This window comes from Protofrankia symbiont of Coriaria myrtifolia (assembly GCF_900634755.1).
Taxonomy (GTDB): domain Bacteria; phylum Actinomycetota; class Actinomycetes; order Frankiales; family Frankiaceae; genus Protofrankia; species Protofrankia coriariae.
The window spans coordinates 1-15193 of record NZ_CAAAFS010000096.1; the positions used below are offsets into that span (position 1 = coordinate 1).

Here is a 15193-nt window from a genome sequence, read left to right on the forward strand (position 1 = left end):
GGCGGTGGTGGCGGGGAGGTCCGCCGGGGGGTGGTTCGACAGGGCGGTCGCCTCGGTGGCGGTGCGGTCGACGGCGGGGGTGAGGCGGGTGAGCAGGGCGGTGACCGCCAGTGGGTCCAGGCCGAGCAGGCGGGTCGCGGCCGAGGCGGGGCCGCTGACCGTGCTGTAGGCGACGGCCAGCGCGGCGTCGGCGGGGGAGAGGCCGGCGTGCGCGGCGACCAGGCCGAACGCGACCGGATGGTGCGGCGCCGGGACCGGGCAGGACAGCCCTGGCCAGGCGGCGCGGCCCGCCCGCAGCAGTGCCCGGCCCTGCGCGCGGCTGGCGGAACGCTGCGCCGGCGACGGCGTCCGCGCGTCCAGCTCGACGTCCAGTTCGATGATTGCCCTGGTCGGTGTCGTGACGGTGCCGGCGAGGTCGGTATCGGAGGAAGTAGCGATCTCCTCCGGGTACGGCCGGTTTGACGACGGTCGGTCTGACGACGGCTGGGGCGGCGCGGCCGATGGCCGTCCCGAAATAGTGATCGGGAGGTTCCCATCCGTATGCGGGCTGCGAGTCAGCCGGCAGGTGGCGGCGGCGAAGGCGGCGGAGACCAGGCCGGTCGTGGCCAGCCGGCCGCGCAGGAAGCGTTCGAGATCGGCGAGGTCGGTGACGCTGCCGTCGACGGTCGCGGCCTCGATCCCGCCGGAGTGCGCATGACCACCCGCTGGCAGCCGCCCGTCCGCCAATAGCAACAACGCCGCCCGGCTCGCGTCCACCATCAGGTGTCCTCTCCTCCCAGCAGCGGGCGTCCCAACGTGGCGAGCATCCCAACAACCGCCAACGGCGAACGGCCGTGAGTGACCATCACACTCCCGCAGCGCGTTCCGCGGGGCACGCAGGCCGTCCGCACCGACTGCCGTTGGCGGCAGAGCGACATCGCGGTACGACAGCAGTAGCATCTTGGTATGACGCTGGCGAAACGCAAGGTCTCGGTCACCCTCGACGCCGACCTCGTCGCGGCGGTCGAGGCAGCCGGCGAGAACCTGTCCGCCCAGGTGAACACAGCGCTCCGAGACGAACTCGCCCGGCGCCGCCGGCACCGGGCGCTCGGCGACATGCTCGACCAGCTCGCCGCTGAGCGTGGAGCGCTCGACACCGCCGAGGATCAGGAAGAAATCGCCAGATTCATGCGTCTGCTGGGCGGCACAAGCGATAGCCCAGTTTCGAGCTCGAACGCCCTGCCAGGTGCTGCGGACAGTGTGGCAGGCCGGCACGGAACGCAGCTGTGACGCGAGTCGTCCTGGACGCGGAGGCCGTGAACGCTCTGGTACGAGCCGACCATCCCGCCGAGCGGACGGTACGTCATGCCATGACGGCGGCACATCGACTGCGCCGGGACGTGGCGGTGGCTGCCGTAACCCTTGCGGAGCTCTACCGGGGTGCCGGCCGCAGCCGGGCACTGGACGCAATGCTCGCTCGGGAAGCACCCGACGGGCTGCTCGTCCGGAACACCGATCGTGACCTGGCCCGCCTGGTAGGCGCGCTGCTCGCCGAGGCCGACCTGGGATCGGACTATCTGGCGGACGCGCATGCGGCTGCTGTCGCGGTCGAGGCCGGCGGCGGAGTCGTCCTGACCGGTGATCCCGGTGATCTGACCCGCCTGGCCGGCATCCATCGGACGGTGGTCGTTGAGCCGCTGGCCAGTGTGGACGGAGCATTACAGCGTGGACGCCGACGGGAGAGGAATCAGAAGAGGAAATAGCGCTGGGCCATGGGGAGTTCGGCTACCGGGGCGGGTTCTATCGTGTCGCCGTCGACGGTGACGGTGAATGTTTCCGGGTCGACGTGGATGTCGGGGGTGGCGGTGTTCTCGGGCAGGTCCGCCTTGCCGCGGCGGCGGACGTCGGCGACCGCGGCCATCGGTTTGGCCAGGCCGAGGCGCGCCGGCAGGCCGGCGTCGAGGGCCGCGGGGGCGACGAACGACAGTGACGACGCCGCGGCCGGGCCCGCCGCCGCCCCCCACATCGGGCGCGGCAGCACCGGCTGCGGGGTGGGGATGGAGGCGTTCGCGTCGCCCATCGCCGCCCAGGCCACGAACCCGCCCTTGATGACGACGGCCGGCCGGACGCCGAAGAACGCCGGATCGTAGAGCACCAGGTCGGCGAGCTTGCCCGGCTCCACCGAGCCGATCTCGGCGTCCAGGCCATGCGCGACGGCCGGGCAGATCGTGTACTTGGCGACGTACCGGCGGGCGCGGGCGTTGTCGGCGCGCCCGTCCCCGGGCAGTGGGCCGCGCCTGGCCTTCATCACGTGCGCGGTCTGCCAGGTGCGCAGCACGACCTCGCCGATGCGTCCCATGGCCTGCGAGTCCGAACCGATCATCGAGATGGCGCCGAGGTCGTGCAGGACGTCCTCGGCGGCGATCGTGGACGGCCGGATGCGGCTCTCGGCGAAGGCCAGGTCCTCGGGCACGGTCGGATTCAGATGGTGGCAGACCATGAGCATGTCGAGGTGCTCGTCGAGGGTGTTGACGGTGTGCGGGCGGGTCGGGTTCGTCGAGCTCGGCAGGACGTTCGCTGCCGCGGCCACGGTGATGATGTCCGGGGCGTGCCCACCGCCGGCACCCTCGGTGTGGTAGGCGTGGATGGCCCGGCCGGCGATCGCGGCCAGGGTGTCCTCGACGAAACCGGCCTCGTTGAGGGTGTCGGAGTGCAGCGCGACCTGCACCCCGGAGGCGTCCGCGACCCGCAGGCAGGCGTCGATCGCCGCCGGTGTGGAGCCCCAGTCCTCGTGCAGTTTGAAGCCGGCGGCACCGCCGCGCAGCTGCTCCCACAGGGCGCCCTCACCCACGGTGTTGCCCTTGCCGAGCAGGACGACGTTGACCGGCAGCGCGTCCATCGCCGACAGCATCCGGGCGAGGTTCCACGGGCCGGGGGTGACGGTCGTGGCCTTGGTGCCCTCGGCGGGCCCGGTCCCGCCGCCGATCAGGGTGGTGATGCCGGCGCCGAGGGCTTCGGGGACCTGCTGCGGGCAGATCAGGTGGACGTGGCAGTCCACCGCCCCCGCGGTGAGGATCTTCCCGTTGCCGGCGAGGATCTCCGTGCCCGGTCCGATGACCAGGTCGGGATGGACGCCGTCCATGATGTCGGGGTTGCCGGCCTTGCCGAGCGCGACGATCCGCCCGTCGCGGATGCCGACGTCGGCCTTGACGACCCCCCAGTGGTCGAGGACGACCGCGCCGGTGATGACCAGGTCCGGGGCGCCTTCGGCGCGCGACGCCCGGGCCTGCCCCATGGACTCCCGGATCACCTTGCCGCCGCCGAACACCGCCTCGTCGCCGGTGCCGGCACCGGCGGGCCCGCGGCTGCGGTCCTCGGTGACCTCGATGAACAGGTCGGTGTCGGCGAGGCGGACGCGGTCGCCGACGGTCGGCCCGTACAGGTCGGCGTAGCGGGCCCGGTCGAGGTGGCGGCTCACGGGCGCGCCCCGCCCCGGCCCGCGCGGCGATCCAGCGGGCCGGCCGATTCGGGGCGCAGGCCGGGCACCAGCAGCCGGCCGCCCAGCGGGACGAGATCCACCTCGCGTTCGACGCCCGGCTCGAACCGGACGGCGGTGCCGGCCGGGACGGCCAGCCGGTGTCCCCAGGCGGCGTCCCGGTCGAACTGAAGAGCGGGGTTGGCGGCGGCGAAATGGTAGTGCGACCCGACCTGCACAGGACGGTCGCCGACGTTGCGCACACGCAGCGTCAGCACCGGCCGTCCCGGGTTGATCTCCACCGGGTCGTCGTCGTGCCGGATCTCGCCCGGCCGGATACCGGTGCCCGCACTCATCGGACCGGCCCGCTCACCGAAGGTCCCGGAGGATGCCCGGGCCTTCGGACCGGGGAGGAATCCGGCCTCCCGTGGAGCGAACCGCGAACCTCGACAACGCGAACCCGCTTTCGTGTAGCTGGAATCCCCCGCGTTCACGCGGGGGAGGACGTCAGGGGATCGGCTCGTGGACGGTGACCAGCTTGGTGCCGTCCGGGAAGGTCGCCTCGACCTGGATCTCGCGAAGCATCTCGGGGACGCCGTCCATGACGTCCTCGCGGGTGAGCACGGTCCGTCCGGCGGACATCAGGTCGGCGACGCCGCGGCCGTCCCGGGCGCCTTCGAGCAGGAACGACGTGATGACGGCGGTCGCCTCCGGATGGTTCAGCCGCAGGCCGCGGGCCCGCCGTTCACGGGCGAGCCCGGCTGCCACGTGGATGAGCAGCCGTTCCTGTTCGTGCGGGCTGAGCAGCACGGTGGCGAAGTCTAGCGGTCACAGGTACGTCACGGCCACGCAGTGCCGCCCGGACGCGTCTCCGGGGTGCGTCGTCGTGATGTCCGGAATCTCTTGAAAAGCCCACTGTTGTGACTATCAGCGCCGAATCTGTGACGGCCACGTTAAAAGGCGCTGGTTTGCGGGCGCCGCCGCGGATGTGGCGGCACAGTTAGCGGCTATGCCGCGTCCGCGTACCCGGTGCGGGGCCGCGGGGCCGCGCCAGGGCGTAACGTACGTCACATTGCCGAGCGACTTCTTAGCGCAGGGTCATGCCCCATCCTCGTCCAAACGGTGTCTGCGGAGGGTTCATGACCACCGAGCGTGACCGCCAACAGGGGTGGTCCGCGCGCGGACCCGAACCGGTGACCTGTCTGCCGGAAAGGCCCTCGGCCGAGCACGGCCACCGGCCGCGGCGCGCGGCTGTCCCCGGCGCTGCCGCTCTCGCCCCGAGCGCGGCAGAACTCCAGCGCCTGCGCAGGGTCGCGGACGGTCAGGAGGAGGCGGACCTGATCGTCCATGGCGGCACGCTGGTCGTCGTCCACACCGGTGAGCTCCAGCGCCGTGACCTGCTGATCGTCGGACGGTTCATCGCCGCGGTGACGCAGCCCGGGGCGTTGGGGGCCCGCCGGGCGCTGGACGCGTCCGGCCGCTATCTCCTGCCCGCCTATGTCGACGAGCGCATCCGGGTCGAACAGACCCTGCTGACCCCCGGTGAACTCGCCCGCGTCGTCGTACCCCGGGGAACGGTCACCCTGCTGGCGGACACCAGCGGGTTGACCGGGTTGTACGGGCCGCGCGGCGGACAGCTCGTCACTGCCACCCGCACCCCGGCACGCCTGCTGGAAACACTGCCCGTGACATCGGCCGTACCGCCCATGCCTACGGGGAGGATGACGATGGTGCCGCGGCAGCCAGGCTCCTTACCCGCATCCGCCGGAGGAACATCACTGGACGTCACCGGCATGGCCGGGAGGCTCCCCGTGGGGCCCGAGCCCGCCGGGCTCGCCGAGGCCGGGCCCGTACCAGGGCCCGTATCCGGGTCGGTATCCGCGCCGGGGCCCATGTCCGGCTCCGGGCCGGCATCGGCGTCGGCGGGCCCGCCGGTCGGGCGAACCGCTGACGACGGCACCTGGGAGGCTCTGCTGGACGCCGCCGGCGGGCGCACGGTCATCGATCTTGCCGTGCACGGCCATCTCGACCGGGACGTCCGCCGGGCGGTCGCAGCGGGCATGGCCCCGATGACCGCCGTCCGCATGGCCACCCTTGCCCCGGCCCGTCGCCACGGCCTGGAGCACCTGCTCGGGTCGCTCACACCGGCGCGTCTGGCCGACATCCAGATCGTCAGCGAGATCGCCGGATTCCAGCCGCCGGAGGTCGTGCTCTCCGGCGGGCGGCTGGCCGCGGAGCGGGGCCGCCCGCTGTTCGACAACCTTGACGTCGTCCCCGCCTGGGCTCGGGAACGGCTGTCGCTGCCCGCCGGCCTGCACAGCGGGTCGTTCACCGTGCCGGCGGCGTCCGTCGGCCCCGCCGGTCGGGGCGTGAACGCGGTCGAAGTATTCCTCGCGCAGAGTGATTTTCCGGGTGTTGAAAGTGTCGCGGTGCGGCCGGTCGCCGTCGATGGCGCCACCGGTCGCGTTGAAGCGGATCCAAAACATGATCTTTTGAAGGTGGCCCTTGTCACCTGCCGCGTGCATCGGGACCGGCCCGCCGGGATACGGGTCGGGCTCATCCGCGGGATCGGCCTGCGCCAGGGCACGATCGGGATGACCACGAGCGTGGCACCCGGTGACCTGGCCATCATCGGGGTCGGCGACCACGACATGATGACGGCCGCCCGGGCGCTGGAGGGGATGGGCGGCGGTTTCGTGGTGGTCGACCGCGGCTGGGTACTCGCGGCCTGCCCGCTGCCGGTGGCCGGCGTGATGAGCGACGCCCCCTGGGACGCCGTGCACGACCAGTTGGACGGCGTCAACGCGGCCGCCGCGGCACTCGGTTGCACGCTCGCAGCACCGTTCCTCACCCTCGCGTCGTTGGGCCAGCGGCTCTGCCACCCGCTCTCCTGACGGAACGTCCACCCGCTCTCCCGGCGGAACGGTCCGCCCGCCTCCCCCCGCGACGGCCGGAGCCGGTGTGGGCCTGACACTTCTGCTCGGTGCGTGTGGTGGATCCACGCCGTTGTCCTCCGTGGAGGCCGAGCCGGTGACAGCGGTCGAGGCCGCGCCAAGCATTGCGCCGGTCGATCTGCCAACCGATCTGGCACTGCCGTCGCGGACGGCTCCTCCGGCGGTGGAGACGGCGGCTCCCCAGGTTGCCACGACCGCGACGGCGGGAGTGGAGGCCCTGAAGGGAACGGTCGTCCCCGCGGGCTTTCCGTTCCCGAAGGGAGCTGTCTCCACGGTCTCGGTGTCCAAGCCCCAACGTGCGACGATCTCGTTGCGTGATGTGACACCTACTGCGGCGGTCCAGTTCTACCGACAGGCGCTGCCTGCCGCCGGCTACAAGTCCTGCAGTAGGGCGGCTCGGACGGCAGGACGAAGCGCACCTTCGAGGGAAAGGGCCAGGGCATCCAGTTCCTCGCGGGCGGTGACGGCAGTCCGGATCTTGTCCTGCTCCTCTTCGACAACCTGTAACAGCGGAATGCGTAGGTGGAAAATGCTGCTGTAACAACGGTTTCCACCTACGGACGCGGAAGCTGTAGGTGGAAACCGTCGTTGTGGTGATAGTTTCCACCTACGGCTTCCGCTGCAGGAGTGCCGCGGGCTGACCGTTGCGGTGGCGGCGTGATCCCGCAGAGCGCGGTCCCGGAGAGAAGGACGTTGCCGGGGAGAAGATCCGACCTTGGTCGCAGTGTTCTTTTCAGGTGTCCCGGGCGGTTGTCGTAACCACGGTGGTTGTTGAGGCGACTACTGGTCGCGGAACCGTGGGCACCTGGTTTGAGCTGGCGTTTCGTGCCGCTGACCGCCGATTTGGAAAGGCGGCGGCCAGCAGCGGTGCGCACGGGTCAAAAGGTGGGGTGGGTGTAGGCGGCCGCGGAGCGGACGGGAAGATAGCGGATGGGAGGATAGCGGTACCGGGATTCCGGTCGTCCTTGTGTACGTGCGTTCATTACGTGCCGGTGTGCGCGCACCTGCCGGCAGTCGGTATGAGCCGATGACGGGCTGGCTCACGGGCAGACGGCTCGGGTCGGAGAGGTCGGAGAGGTCGGGCGGGCCGGGTTGGGAAGATCAGGGGCGGGAACCTGCCCTCGCGCGACGGGCGTAGCGGAGGATGCCACCGGGCCGGTCGCGCGCCGGAGCCCGCTGGGTTCGTTCAGCCAGCGCGGCCAGCGTGGACAGTGCCCGCCGCAACGCGATCCCGACGGTATCCGCGTTTGCCTGGGCGTCACCGGGCGCGCCGCCCGTGGGCATGTCGGCATCCGTGCCGGTGCTGCCGGTGTGCCGGTGGCGCCGCGGTCGGTGGTTGCCAGGGGCAGGCCGTCCAGTGGGTGTCTTTCCCGCGCGGCGAGATGCAGATCCATGATCATTTGCTCGGCGCGCGCGGCCGCGGCCAACCGGTCGGGGCTCCCTGCGCAGTCGTTGCGGAACAGGCGGGCATAGATGCGGGTGGACGTGGCGTCCTCGGGCTGCAGGCAGAAGAAGATCGTGCTGGTGATCCCGGTGTCGGGCCAGCGCAGGACCAGGCGGAGCTGGAACGGTGGCCGGTAGACACAGGTCGACAGGTGACGGCGCCCGCTCCACGGCCGCGGGCCAGCCGTCGTCGTCACCGGCTCCGCGGAATTGGTGACTGTCTGCTCCATCCGTAGGCGGAATCCATTGCCATCGGTAGTGATGTCACGGCGAAAAGTGATTGTTTGTTCGCCTGTGCCGCCCGCGCCCGCGCGGATCGGGCCGGTGCGGACCGGGTCGGCGCAGACCAGGCTCGGATGGACGAACGGCAGGTTCGCCGCATCGAGGAGATCGTCGGTGAGCACACCCGCGCATGCCCGGCTCCGGCTGACGTCCAGCCATCGGGAGACGAAGATGGGGTTGTCCGTCTCGGGCAGGTCGATGATGTCCGCGAACGGTTCCTCGGGGGCGATCCAGATCAGCCCGTGGCGTTCGGTGGCGCCCCACGCCGAGGTGGCCCGGGCGCGTTCCGACCAGGAGGCGTCCGAGCCAGACATGGGCCCCGAACCGGGCACAGGCCCCGAACCGGGCACGGACTGCGAACCGGGCACGGACTGCGGGTCGGGCACGGGCTGCGGGTCGGGCATGGCTGTGCATGCGCCGGACGCGACGAAACGCCAGCCGTGGTAGGCGCAGACCCGCCGGGGGCCGTCGACACGGCCGGCCGCCGGCGGCGTCAGCAGATATGGACAGTGGTCGGCAAGGGCCATCACCCGGTTGTCGAGGCGGGCGATCACCCATGGTTCGCCGAGGAGCCGTACGGACACCGGCTCGTCACCGATGTCCGACGACCGCGCGACCGGATGCCAGCCGTGTCGCAGCGAAGGATCCGTGTTCGTCATTCGTGGGCGGACGTCGACCACCTCCTGGGAGAAGGGGCTGCCGGGGCAGGGGTGCCGGCCGTGGGCGCGGATCGCAAGCCAGGTGCTGGTTCGACCTGGTCCGGTCCGCGGCCCGGTGACGAGTTTGGTAAAAGCGTTCTTCGAATGTGTTGATTGAAGTGAGCTGTTGTTTCGGTTTCGCGTCCCGGGTGTGACGCAAGGTGATGGTGATCGATATCTCACTGTGTTCCGTCACCGTGTTCCCGGGGCTGCCCGGCCGTGGCTCCAGGCCAGGGGCCCGTACCGCCGAAAATTATGTGATCATGATGTCTCCGTGTTCGGGGAGCCTGTGAGCGCCGTCGTGAGAACGCTCCCCTTTTCGGGCAATACCGGACGTCGCCGTACCGGGCGGCTATGATTCCCACCGCGGACGTATCGTGCTCAATACGGATGAGTACGGTTGCAATCCGGCACTATCGGTTTTCGCCGGACGGCTTCTGTCAGTGGCCGGCTGGAGGACCCTGCGTGTCGCCGATAGTGAACATGCGTGTAACCTCGGAGTACTATCGTCGGCTGTCATGTGGGGTTGCGCGCGACCGACCGTCTTCCCTGCCGCCGTACCTACCAGCGGGTTTCCGTGTCGCGCGGACGTTCCCACGGCATCTCCCATGATTACCACCGCGGACGGCACGATCGACGCTCAGACCGCCCGCCCGGCCGACCATCCGGTGCTCGGTGCGGCTGGCCTGGCCAGCCCGGCCAGCCTGTATCGGCCGCTGACGGTGGCCGACACCGTCGAGATCCTCGCCGACGGCGCGGCGGACCTGCTCGCGGGCGGCACCGACCTGGTCCCCGCGCTGCGGACCGGCCGCCGCCGGCCGCGACGGATCATCGCCCTGCGCCGGGTCCTGGAGCTGCGCACCCGGGGCGCCAGCGCCGACGGGCTCATCATCGGTGCCGGTGTCACCTATCAGGACCTGGCCGGCTGGTCGCTGTCGCCCGGTCTCGCGGCCACCGCGCGGGTCGTCGGATCACCGCAGATACGCAACCTGGGCACGGTCGGCGGAGCGCTCGGCACGGCCGATCCGCGCGGGGATCTGCTGACCTTCCTCAGCGCTGCCGACGCCGAGGTCGTCCTGCGCAGCGTGCACGGCGCGCGGACGGTGATCGTCCCGTCCTACCTGGCCGAGGGGCGCGACCCGACCGAGCTGATCACGGCGGTCCGGCTGCCGCGGCCGTGCGGTCCCCAGGTCTACCTCAAGGTCGGCGCGCGGCAGGCCGCCTCGGCGACGGTCGTCTCGTGCGCGCTGGTCGTCGACCGGGTGCGGGAGCGGGTCGCGTGCGCGATCGGTGGGGTGGCGGGCCGGCCGGTCCGCCCGGTCGCCGCGGAGGACTTCGCCCGCGCGGGGGTCGACTGGGCGACGGGTACGGCTCCCCCCGACGTGGTCGCGGGCTTCGGCGAGCTTGTCGCCGAGGCCGTTCGCGCCGTGGACGATCCGCTTCCTGACGACCCGCGGGCGTCGGTGGCCTACCGCCGGCACGCCGCCGGAGTGCTGGCGGCGCGCGCCGCCGGACACTGCCTGTCCGGTCCGTCGCCGGTCCGGTCCGCGGGTGGACGGTGAGCGCGCCCATGAGCGAGCCCGCCTACCGGAACGCCTCGGTTGATGAGGACCCGGCGTGCCCGTCGCGCGATGCCGGGCCGCGGGTGTCCTACCAGCTCCACATCGACGGTGGCGTGCGGGAGGTGGCCGGCGCCTGGTTCGGGGAGTCCCTGCTGCGTGTGCTGCGTGACCACCTGGGCGTGCTGTCGGTCAAGGACGCCTGTGAGCAGGGCCGGTGTGGCTCCTGTTCGGTCCTGATGGACGGCCGGCTGGTGACGAGCTGCACGGTTCTTGCCGCGGACGCCGCCGACGCCCAGGTCACGACCGTGGCCGGGCTGGGTGTGGGCGGGCCGGCGCGGGCGGTGCAGGCTGCCTTCCTCGCCCACGGGGCTGTCCAGTGTGGCTTCTGCACGCCAGGATTCGTCGTCGCAGTCACCGACCTGCTGGCCCGGCGTCCCGACGCCGACGAGGACGAGATCCGCGAGTCGCTGGCCGGCAACATCTGCCGGTGCACCGGCTACGGGCGGATCATCGCCGCGATCCGGTCGGTCCAGGAAGCCCGCCGGCGACCGGGAGACACCCGCTGGCGGCCGGGAACAGGCCAGCGGCAGGGAACGGACCAGCGGCAGGGGACAGGCCGGTGACCGGGGACGGGCCAGCGGCCGGGAACCCGCCGCCAGCTCGGGACGGGTTGGCGATCGGGAACGGATCCGCGCCCGGAGACCGGCCCGCGGCCCACAACGGGCTGGCCGCCGCGCACGGGCCGGTGGCCGCGCACGGGCCGGCGGGCGGTGCGGAAGATCGGAACGATGATGAACCCGTGTCCGCCCGCTGACCACGTCGATCGGATGATCACCGACCGGACGCCGTCCGGCGCGGTATCCGCTGATCGAACATCCGCTGGCCAGGCGTCCGTCGACCAGGCAGCCAGTGACCAGGCAGCCAGCGATCAGGGGATGGGGATCGGGGCGTCCGTGCCACGCCCGGACGGGCCGGCCAAGGTCAGTGGTACCTTCCCGTACGCCGGTGATCTTGGTTTGCCGGGGATGCTGCACGCGCGGACGCTGCGCAGCCCCCATCCACGGGCCCGCATCCGCCGGATCACCACCGCCGCGGCCCGCCGGATGCCCGGGGTGGCGGCGGTCGTGACCGCGGCGGACGTGCCGGGCCGGGCCACCTACGGCCTGATCGTCGCCGACCAGCCGGTGCTCGCCGCCGACGTCGTGCGCTACCAGGGCGAACCGGTGGCGGCGGTGGCGGCGGTGGACGCCCGGACCGCCACGGCGGCGCTGGCCGCGATCGAGGTCGACTACGAGCCGCTGCCACCGTGGACCGACCCCGAGCGGATCGTGGCCGCCGCCCGCGGCCCCGGATCGCCGTCTCCCGCCAGATCGCCGAGTCCCGGCGGATCGCTGTGTGCCGGAGGGCCGCCGTGCCCGGACGGGCTGGCGGGTCCTGGCGCGTTCGAGTTGCTGCATCCCGACGGGAACGTCTTCCGCGAGATCCATCTTCGCCACGGTGACCCGGCGGCCCGCGGCGCGGTCAGCGTCACCGACTCCTACGTCGTGGGCATGCAGGATCAGGCGTTCCTCGGCTGCGAGGCCGCGCTGGCCGTGCCGACGGCCGACGGCGGCGTCGACCTGCGGGTGGCGACGCAGTGGCTGCACTCCGACCGTGAGCAGGTCGCGGCCTGCCTGGGTCTTGCCGAGCACCGGGTGCGGCTGGCCCTCGCCGGTGTCGGCGGGGCCTTCGGCGGACGCGAGGACATCACGCTCCAGATCCACGGCGCGCTGCTCGCGCTGGTCACCGGCAGCCCCGTGCGGATCGCCTACGACCGGGTCGAGTCGTTCCTCGGCCATCCGCACCGGCATCCGGCCCGGATGTGGTTCCGGCACACCGCCTCCCGGGACGGGCTGCTGGTCAGCGTCCAGGCACGTCTGATCCTGGACGGTGGGGCGTACGCGTCGTCGTCCCCGGCGGTGCTGACCAACGCGGTCACGCACGCCGCCGGGCCCTACCGGGTGCCCAACGCGGTGCTGGACGGCTGGGTGGTCCGCACGAACAACCCGCCGTGCGGGGCGATGCGCGGTTTCGGTGTCCCCCAGGTGGCCATCGGGCATGAGGCGCAGATGGACCGGCTCGCCGACGCCCTCGGCATCGACCCGGTGGAGCTGCGCCGGCGCAACGCGCTCGAACCGGGTGACGTGCTGCCCACCGGGCAGGTCGTGCCCGATCCGCTGCCGCTGCGGGAGATGATCGACGTACTCGCGGCCCGGCCGCTGCCACCGCCGGTCTCCACGCGGACGCCGGTGACGTCGCTGCCCGGCGGGCGCCTTGCCGCGGCCGACCCGGCCCGCGTCCGCCGTGGGGTCGGCTATGCGGTGGCGTACAAGAACCTGCTGTTCTCCGAGGGGTTCGACGACTATGCCACCGCCCGGGTGCGCCTGGAGGCCGGGCCGGACGGCGTGCCCCGGGCTGTCGTGCACAGCGCGTGCGCCGAGGTCGGCCAGGGCTTCGTGACGATCGCCGGGCAGATCGTCCGCACCGAGCTCGGCGTGGACGAGGTGGTGCTCGCCCCGGCGGACACCACCGCCGGCAGCGCCGGGTCGACCAGCGCGTCCCGCCAGACGTGGATGAGCGGCGGTGCCGTGCGCGCCGCCGCGGCCACGGTCGCCGACCGGCTGCTGGCCCGGGCGGCCCGCCGGCTCGGCCTGCCCGACGACGTCGCCGCGGTGCCGCGGCGACTGCTGACGCTGGCCGGCGGTGAGATCGTCGCCGGCGAGGCCGGGGTGCGCATGACGCTCGTGGACGCGCTCGCCGACGGGCCGGTCGAGGCGGTGGAGGTCTTCCGCCACCGGCGCACCCAGCCGCTGGACGCCGACGGCCAGGGCGACGTGCACGTGGCGTTCGCCGCGGCGGCGCACCGCGCGGTCGTCGACGTCGACGTCGACCTGGGGCTGGTGCGGGTGGTGTCGATGGCGCTGGTCCAGGACGTCGGCACGGTGCTCAACCCGCTGTCGCTGCGCGGGCAGGTCGAGGGCGGCACGGCGCAGGGGCTCGGGCTCGCGCTGATGGAGGAGCTGGTGGTGCGGGACGGGGTGGTGCGCAACCCGACGTTCCACGACTACGTGCTGCCGAGCTCGGCCGACGTCCCGGAGCTGGACTTCGTCGCGTTGAGCCATCCGCAGCCGGGGGCGCCCTACGGGGTGAAGGGGGCGGGCGAGGCGCCCACCTGTTCGGCGACGCCGGCCGTTGTGGCGGCGGTGCGCAACGCGGTCGGCCGGGACCTGCGCCGGGTGCCGATCCGCCCGCAGGACCTGTTGGGCCTTGACGATCACGAATCTGACGATCCTGAAGATGTCGGTGGTGGCCGATGATCGGGCCGGTCGAACCGCCGGAACGTCCTACCGTGCTGTGTTCGTCACGGGTCGTCACCCCGGACGGTGTCCGGCCGGCCGCCGTGCACATCAGGGACGGGCGGATCACCGCCGTCACACCGCCGGCGGCGGTGCGCGCCACCCCCGGCGTCACCGATCTCGGTGATCTCGCGCTGCTGCCCGGGGCGGTCGACACCCACGTCCACGTCAACGAGCCGGGCCGGACCGAGTGGGAGGGCTTCGCCACCGCCACCCGGGCCGCCGCCGCCGGCGGGGTCACCACGATCATCGACATGCCGCTCAACGCGATCCCGCCGACGACGTCGCTGGCCGCGCTGACCGCGAAGCGGGCCGCCGCCGACGGCCAGACATGGGTCGACGTCGGCTTCTGGGGCGGGATCATCGGCGCCGACACGCGCAACCTCGCCGACCTCTCGGCCCTGCACGACGCCGGGGTGTTCGGTTTCAAGGCATTCCTCGCGCCGTCCGGGGTGGACGAGTTCCCACACGTCGGGATGGACGTGCTCGCCGCCGCCACCGCCCACACCGCCCGGCTCGGCGCGCTGACCGTCGTCCACGCCGAGTCGCCGGCCGTCCTGGACGCGGCGCCGCCTACCGCCGGCCGGCGGTACGCGCGCTGGCTGGCCGCGCGCCCGCCAGCGGCCGAGACCGAGGCGGTCGCCGGGCTCGCCGCGCTGTCCGCGGCCACCGGCGCCCGCCTGCACGTCCTGCACCTGTCCGCGGCGGCGGCGCTGGACGACGTGCTGACCGCCCGCGACGCTGGAGTCGCGCTGACCGCCGAGACCTGCCCGCACTATCTGACATTCACCGCCGAGGAGGTTCCCGATGGTGCGACTGTGTACAAGTGCGCACCTCCGATCCGGGGGAGGACAATCGGGAGCGGCTGTGGCAGGGGCTCGCCGCGGGCCTGTTCACCGCGGTGGTGACCGACCACTCGCCGTCCACACCGGAGCTGAAGACCGTCGGCTCCGGCGACTTCGGGCCGGCGTGGGGCGGGATCGCCTCGGTGCAGCTCGGCCTGGCCGCCGTGTGGACTCAGGCCCGCCGCCGCGGCCACGACCTGGCCGACGTGGCCCGCTGGATGTGCACCGGCCCGGCCGACCTGGTCGGGCTGACGCACAAGGGACGGATCAGCCCCGGGGCGGACGCCGACCTCGCCGTGATCGATCCCGAGGGGTCCTTTGCCGTCGACCCGGCCCGGCTCGCCCACCGCCATCCGCTGACCCCCTATGCGGGCCGGACCCTGGACGGTGTCGTACGTGCCACCTACCTGCGCGGCAGGCGGGCCGACGGCGACCGGCCGCCGCACGGCAGGTTGCTGTCGCGATGACACCGGCATCCGACCGGGCACCTGATCGTTCAGGCCGTCCGGTTTCGGCGCGTCCGGATTCCACCCGGGCGTCCGGGTGCCACCTGAACGTCC

11 protein-coding genes and 1 pseudogene are annotated in these 15193 nt (G+C 72.5%); 7 read left to right on the plus strand and 5 right to left on the minus strand.

Annotation, left to right across the window (positions count from 1 at the left end; translation table 11 throughout):
• Window positions 1–759, minus strand: a 759-nt coding sequence (locus CM1CMNOD_RS05425; RefSeq protein ID WP_131773868.1) for an urease accessory protein UreF, incomplete at its 3' end; no start/stop codon positions are given.
• Window positions 760–945: 186 nt separating this feature from the next.
• On the opposite strand from CM1CMNOD_RS05425, the gene CM1CMNOD_RS05430 reads away from it, so the two are divergent.
• Both CM1CMNOD_RS05430 and CM1CMNOD_RS05435 read left to right on the plus strand, forming a co-directional pair.
• Window positions 946–1269, plus strand: coding sequence for a type II toxin-antitoxin system CcdA family antitoxin (locus CM1CMNOD_RS05430; protein ID WP_013872660.1), 324 nt, complete (start codon window positions 946–948; stop codon window positions 1267–1269).
• Entirely contained in the window at window positions 1266–1742 is a 477-nt protein-coding gene (locus tag CM1CMNOD_RS05435) for a PIN domain-containing protein (protein ID WP_013872661.1), read from the plus strand. The genes CM1CMNOD_RS05430 and CM1CMNOD_RS05435 overlap by 4 nt, the downstream gene beginning before the upstream one ends.
• Here the strand turns inward: CM1CMNOD_RS05435 and CM1CMNOD_RS05440 are convergent.
• From CM1CMNOD_RS05440 to CM1CMNOD_RS05450, 3 genes are all read right to left on the minus strand, one after another.
• Window positions 1727–3457 carry an urease subunit alpha gene (locus CM1CMNOD_RS05440; protein ID WP_013872662.1) on the minus strand — a complete coding sequence of 577 codons (1731 nt, stop codon included), beginning with the start codon at window positions 3455–3457 and terminating at the stop codon, window positions 1727–1729. The two genes, CM1CMNOD_RS05435 and CM1CMNOD_RS05440, sit on opposite strands and share 16 nt — an antisense overlap.
• A complete protein-coding gene (locus CM1CMNOD_RS05445) occupies window positions 3454–3810 on the minus strand; it encodes an urease subunit beta (protein ID WP_013872663.1) in 357 nt (118 codons plus the stop codon). The genes CM1CMNOD_RS05440 and CM1CMNOD_RS05445 overlap by 4 nt, the downstream gene beginning before the upstream one ends.
• Before the next feature lie 151 nt (window positions 3811–3961).
• A complete protein-coding gene (locus CM1CMNOD_RS05450; protein ID WP_013872664.1) occupies window positions 3962–4264 on the minus strand; it encodes an urease subunit gamma in 303 nt (100 codons plus the stop codon).
• A 329-nt stretch (window positions 4265–4593) separates the two neighbouring features.
• Between CM1CMNOD_RS05450 and CM1CMNOD_RS05455 the strand changes: the two genes are divergently transcribed.
• Entirely contained in the window at window positions 4594–6348 is a 1755-nt protein-coding gene (locus CM1CMNOD_RS05455) for an adenine deaminase C-terminal domain-containing protein (protein ID WP_013872665.1), read from the plus strand.
• 1100 nt (window positions 6349–7448) lie between these two features.
• Here CM1CMNOD_RS05455 and CM1CMNOD_RS05460 read toward each other — a convergent pair.
• Window positions 7449–8792 (minus strand): Rieske 2Fe-2S domain-containing protein, encoded by a 1344-nt coding sequence (locus CM1CMNOD_RS05460; protein WP_013872667.1) that lies wholly within the window; start codon window positions 8790–8792, stop codon window positions 7449–7451.
• 647 nt (window positions 8793–9439) lie between these two features.
• On the opposite strand from CM1CMNOD_RS05460, the gene CM1CMNOD_RS05465 reads away from it, so the two are divergent.
• The 4 genes and pseudogenes from CM1CMNOD_RS05465 to allB all read left to right on the plus strand — a co-directional run bounded on the left by CM1CMNOD_RS05465 (window position 9440) and on the right by allB (window position 15100).
• Entirely contained in the window at window positions 9440–10393 is a 954-nt protein-coding gene (locus tag CM1CMNOD_RS05465) for an FAD binding domain-containing protein (protein WP_013872668.1), read from the plus strand.
• A gap of 8 nt (window positions 10394–10401) precedes the next feature.
• A complete protein-coding gene (locus CM1CMNOD_RS05470) occupies window positions 10402–11016 on the plus strand; it encodes a (2Fe-2S)-binding protein (protein WP_013872669.1) in 615 nt (204 codons plus the stop codon).
• Window positions 11017–11328: 312 nt separating this feature from the next.
• Window positions 11329–13749, plus strand: coding sequence for a xanthine dehydrogenase subunit D (pucD, locus tag CM1CMNOD_RS05475; protein WP_131773870.1), 2421 nt, complete (start codon window positions 11329–11331; stop codon window positions 13747–13749).
• Window positions 13746–15100 (plus strand): annotated as a pseudogene (gene allB, locus CM1CMNOD_RS05480) (allantoinase AllB). Before pucD ends, allB begins: the two are co-directional and overlap by 4 nt.
• Window positions 15101–15193 lie beyond the last annotated feature (93 nt).

Excerpts from the sequence above, each read along its gene's own strand:
- CM1CMNOD_RS05430 (WP_013872660.1), top strand. The coding sequence starts at position 946 with ATGACGCTGGCGAAACGCAAGGTCTCGGTCACCCTCGACGCCGACCTC.
- CM1CMNOD_RS05445 (WP_013872663.1), bottom strand. The coding sequence starts at position 3,810 with ATGAGTGCGGGCACCGGTATCCGGCCGGGCGAGATCCGGCACGACGAC.
- CM1CMNOD_RS05455 (WP_013872665.1), top strand. The coding sequence starts at position 4,594 with ATGACCACCGAGCGTGACCGCCAACAGGGGTGGTCCGCGCGCGGACCC.
- CM1CMNOD_RS05460 (WP_013872667.1), bottom strand. The coding sequence starts at position 8,792 with ATGACGAACACGGATCCTTCGCTGCGACACGGCTGGCATCCGGTCGCG.
- CM1CMNOD_RS05465 (WP_013872668.1), top strand. The coding sequence starts at position 9,440 with ATGATTACCACCGCGGACGGCACGATCGACGCTCAGACCGCCCGCCCG.
- CM1CMNOD_RS05470 (WP_013872669.1), top strand. The coding sequence starts at position 10,402 with ATGAGCGAGCCCGCCTACCGGAACGCCTCGGTTGATGAGGACCCGGCG.
- pucD (WP_131773870.1), top strand. The coding sequence starts at position 11,329 with ATGGGGATCGGGGCGTCCGTGCCACGCCCGGACGGGCCGGCCAAGGTC.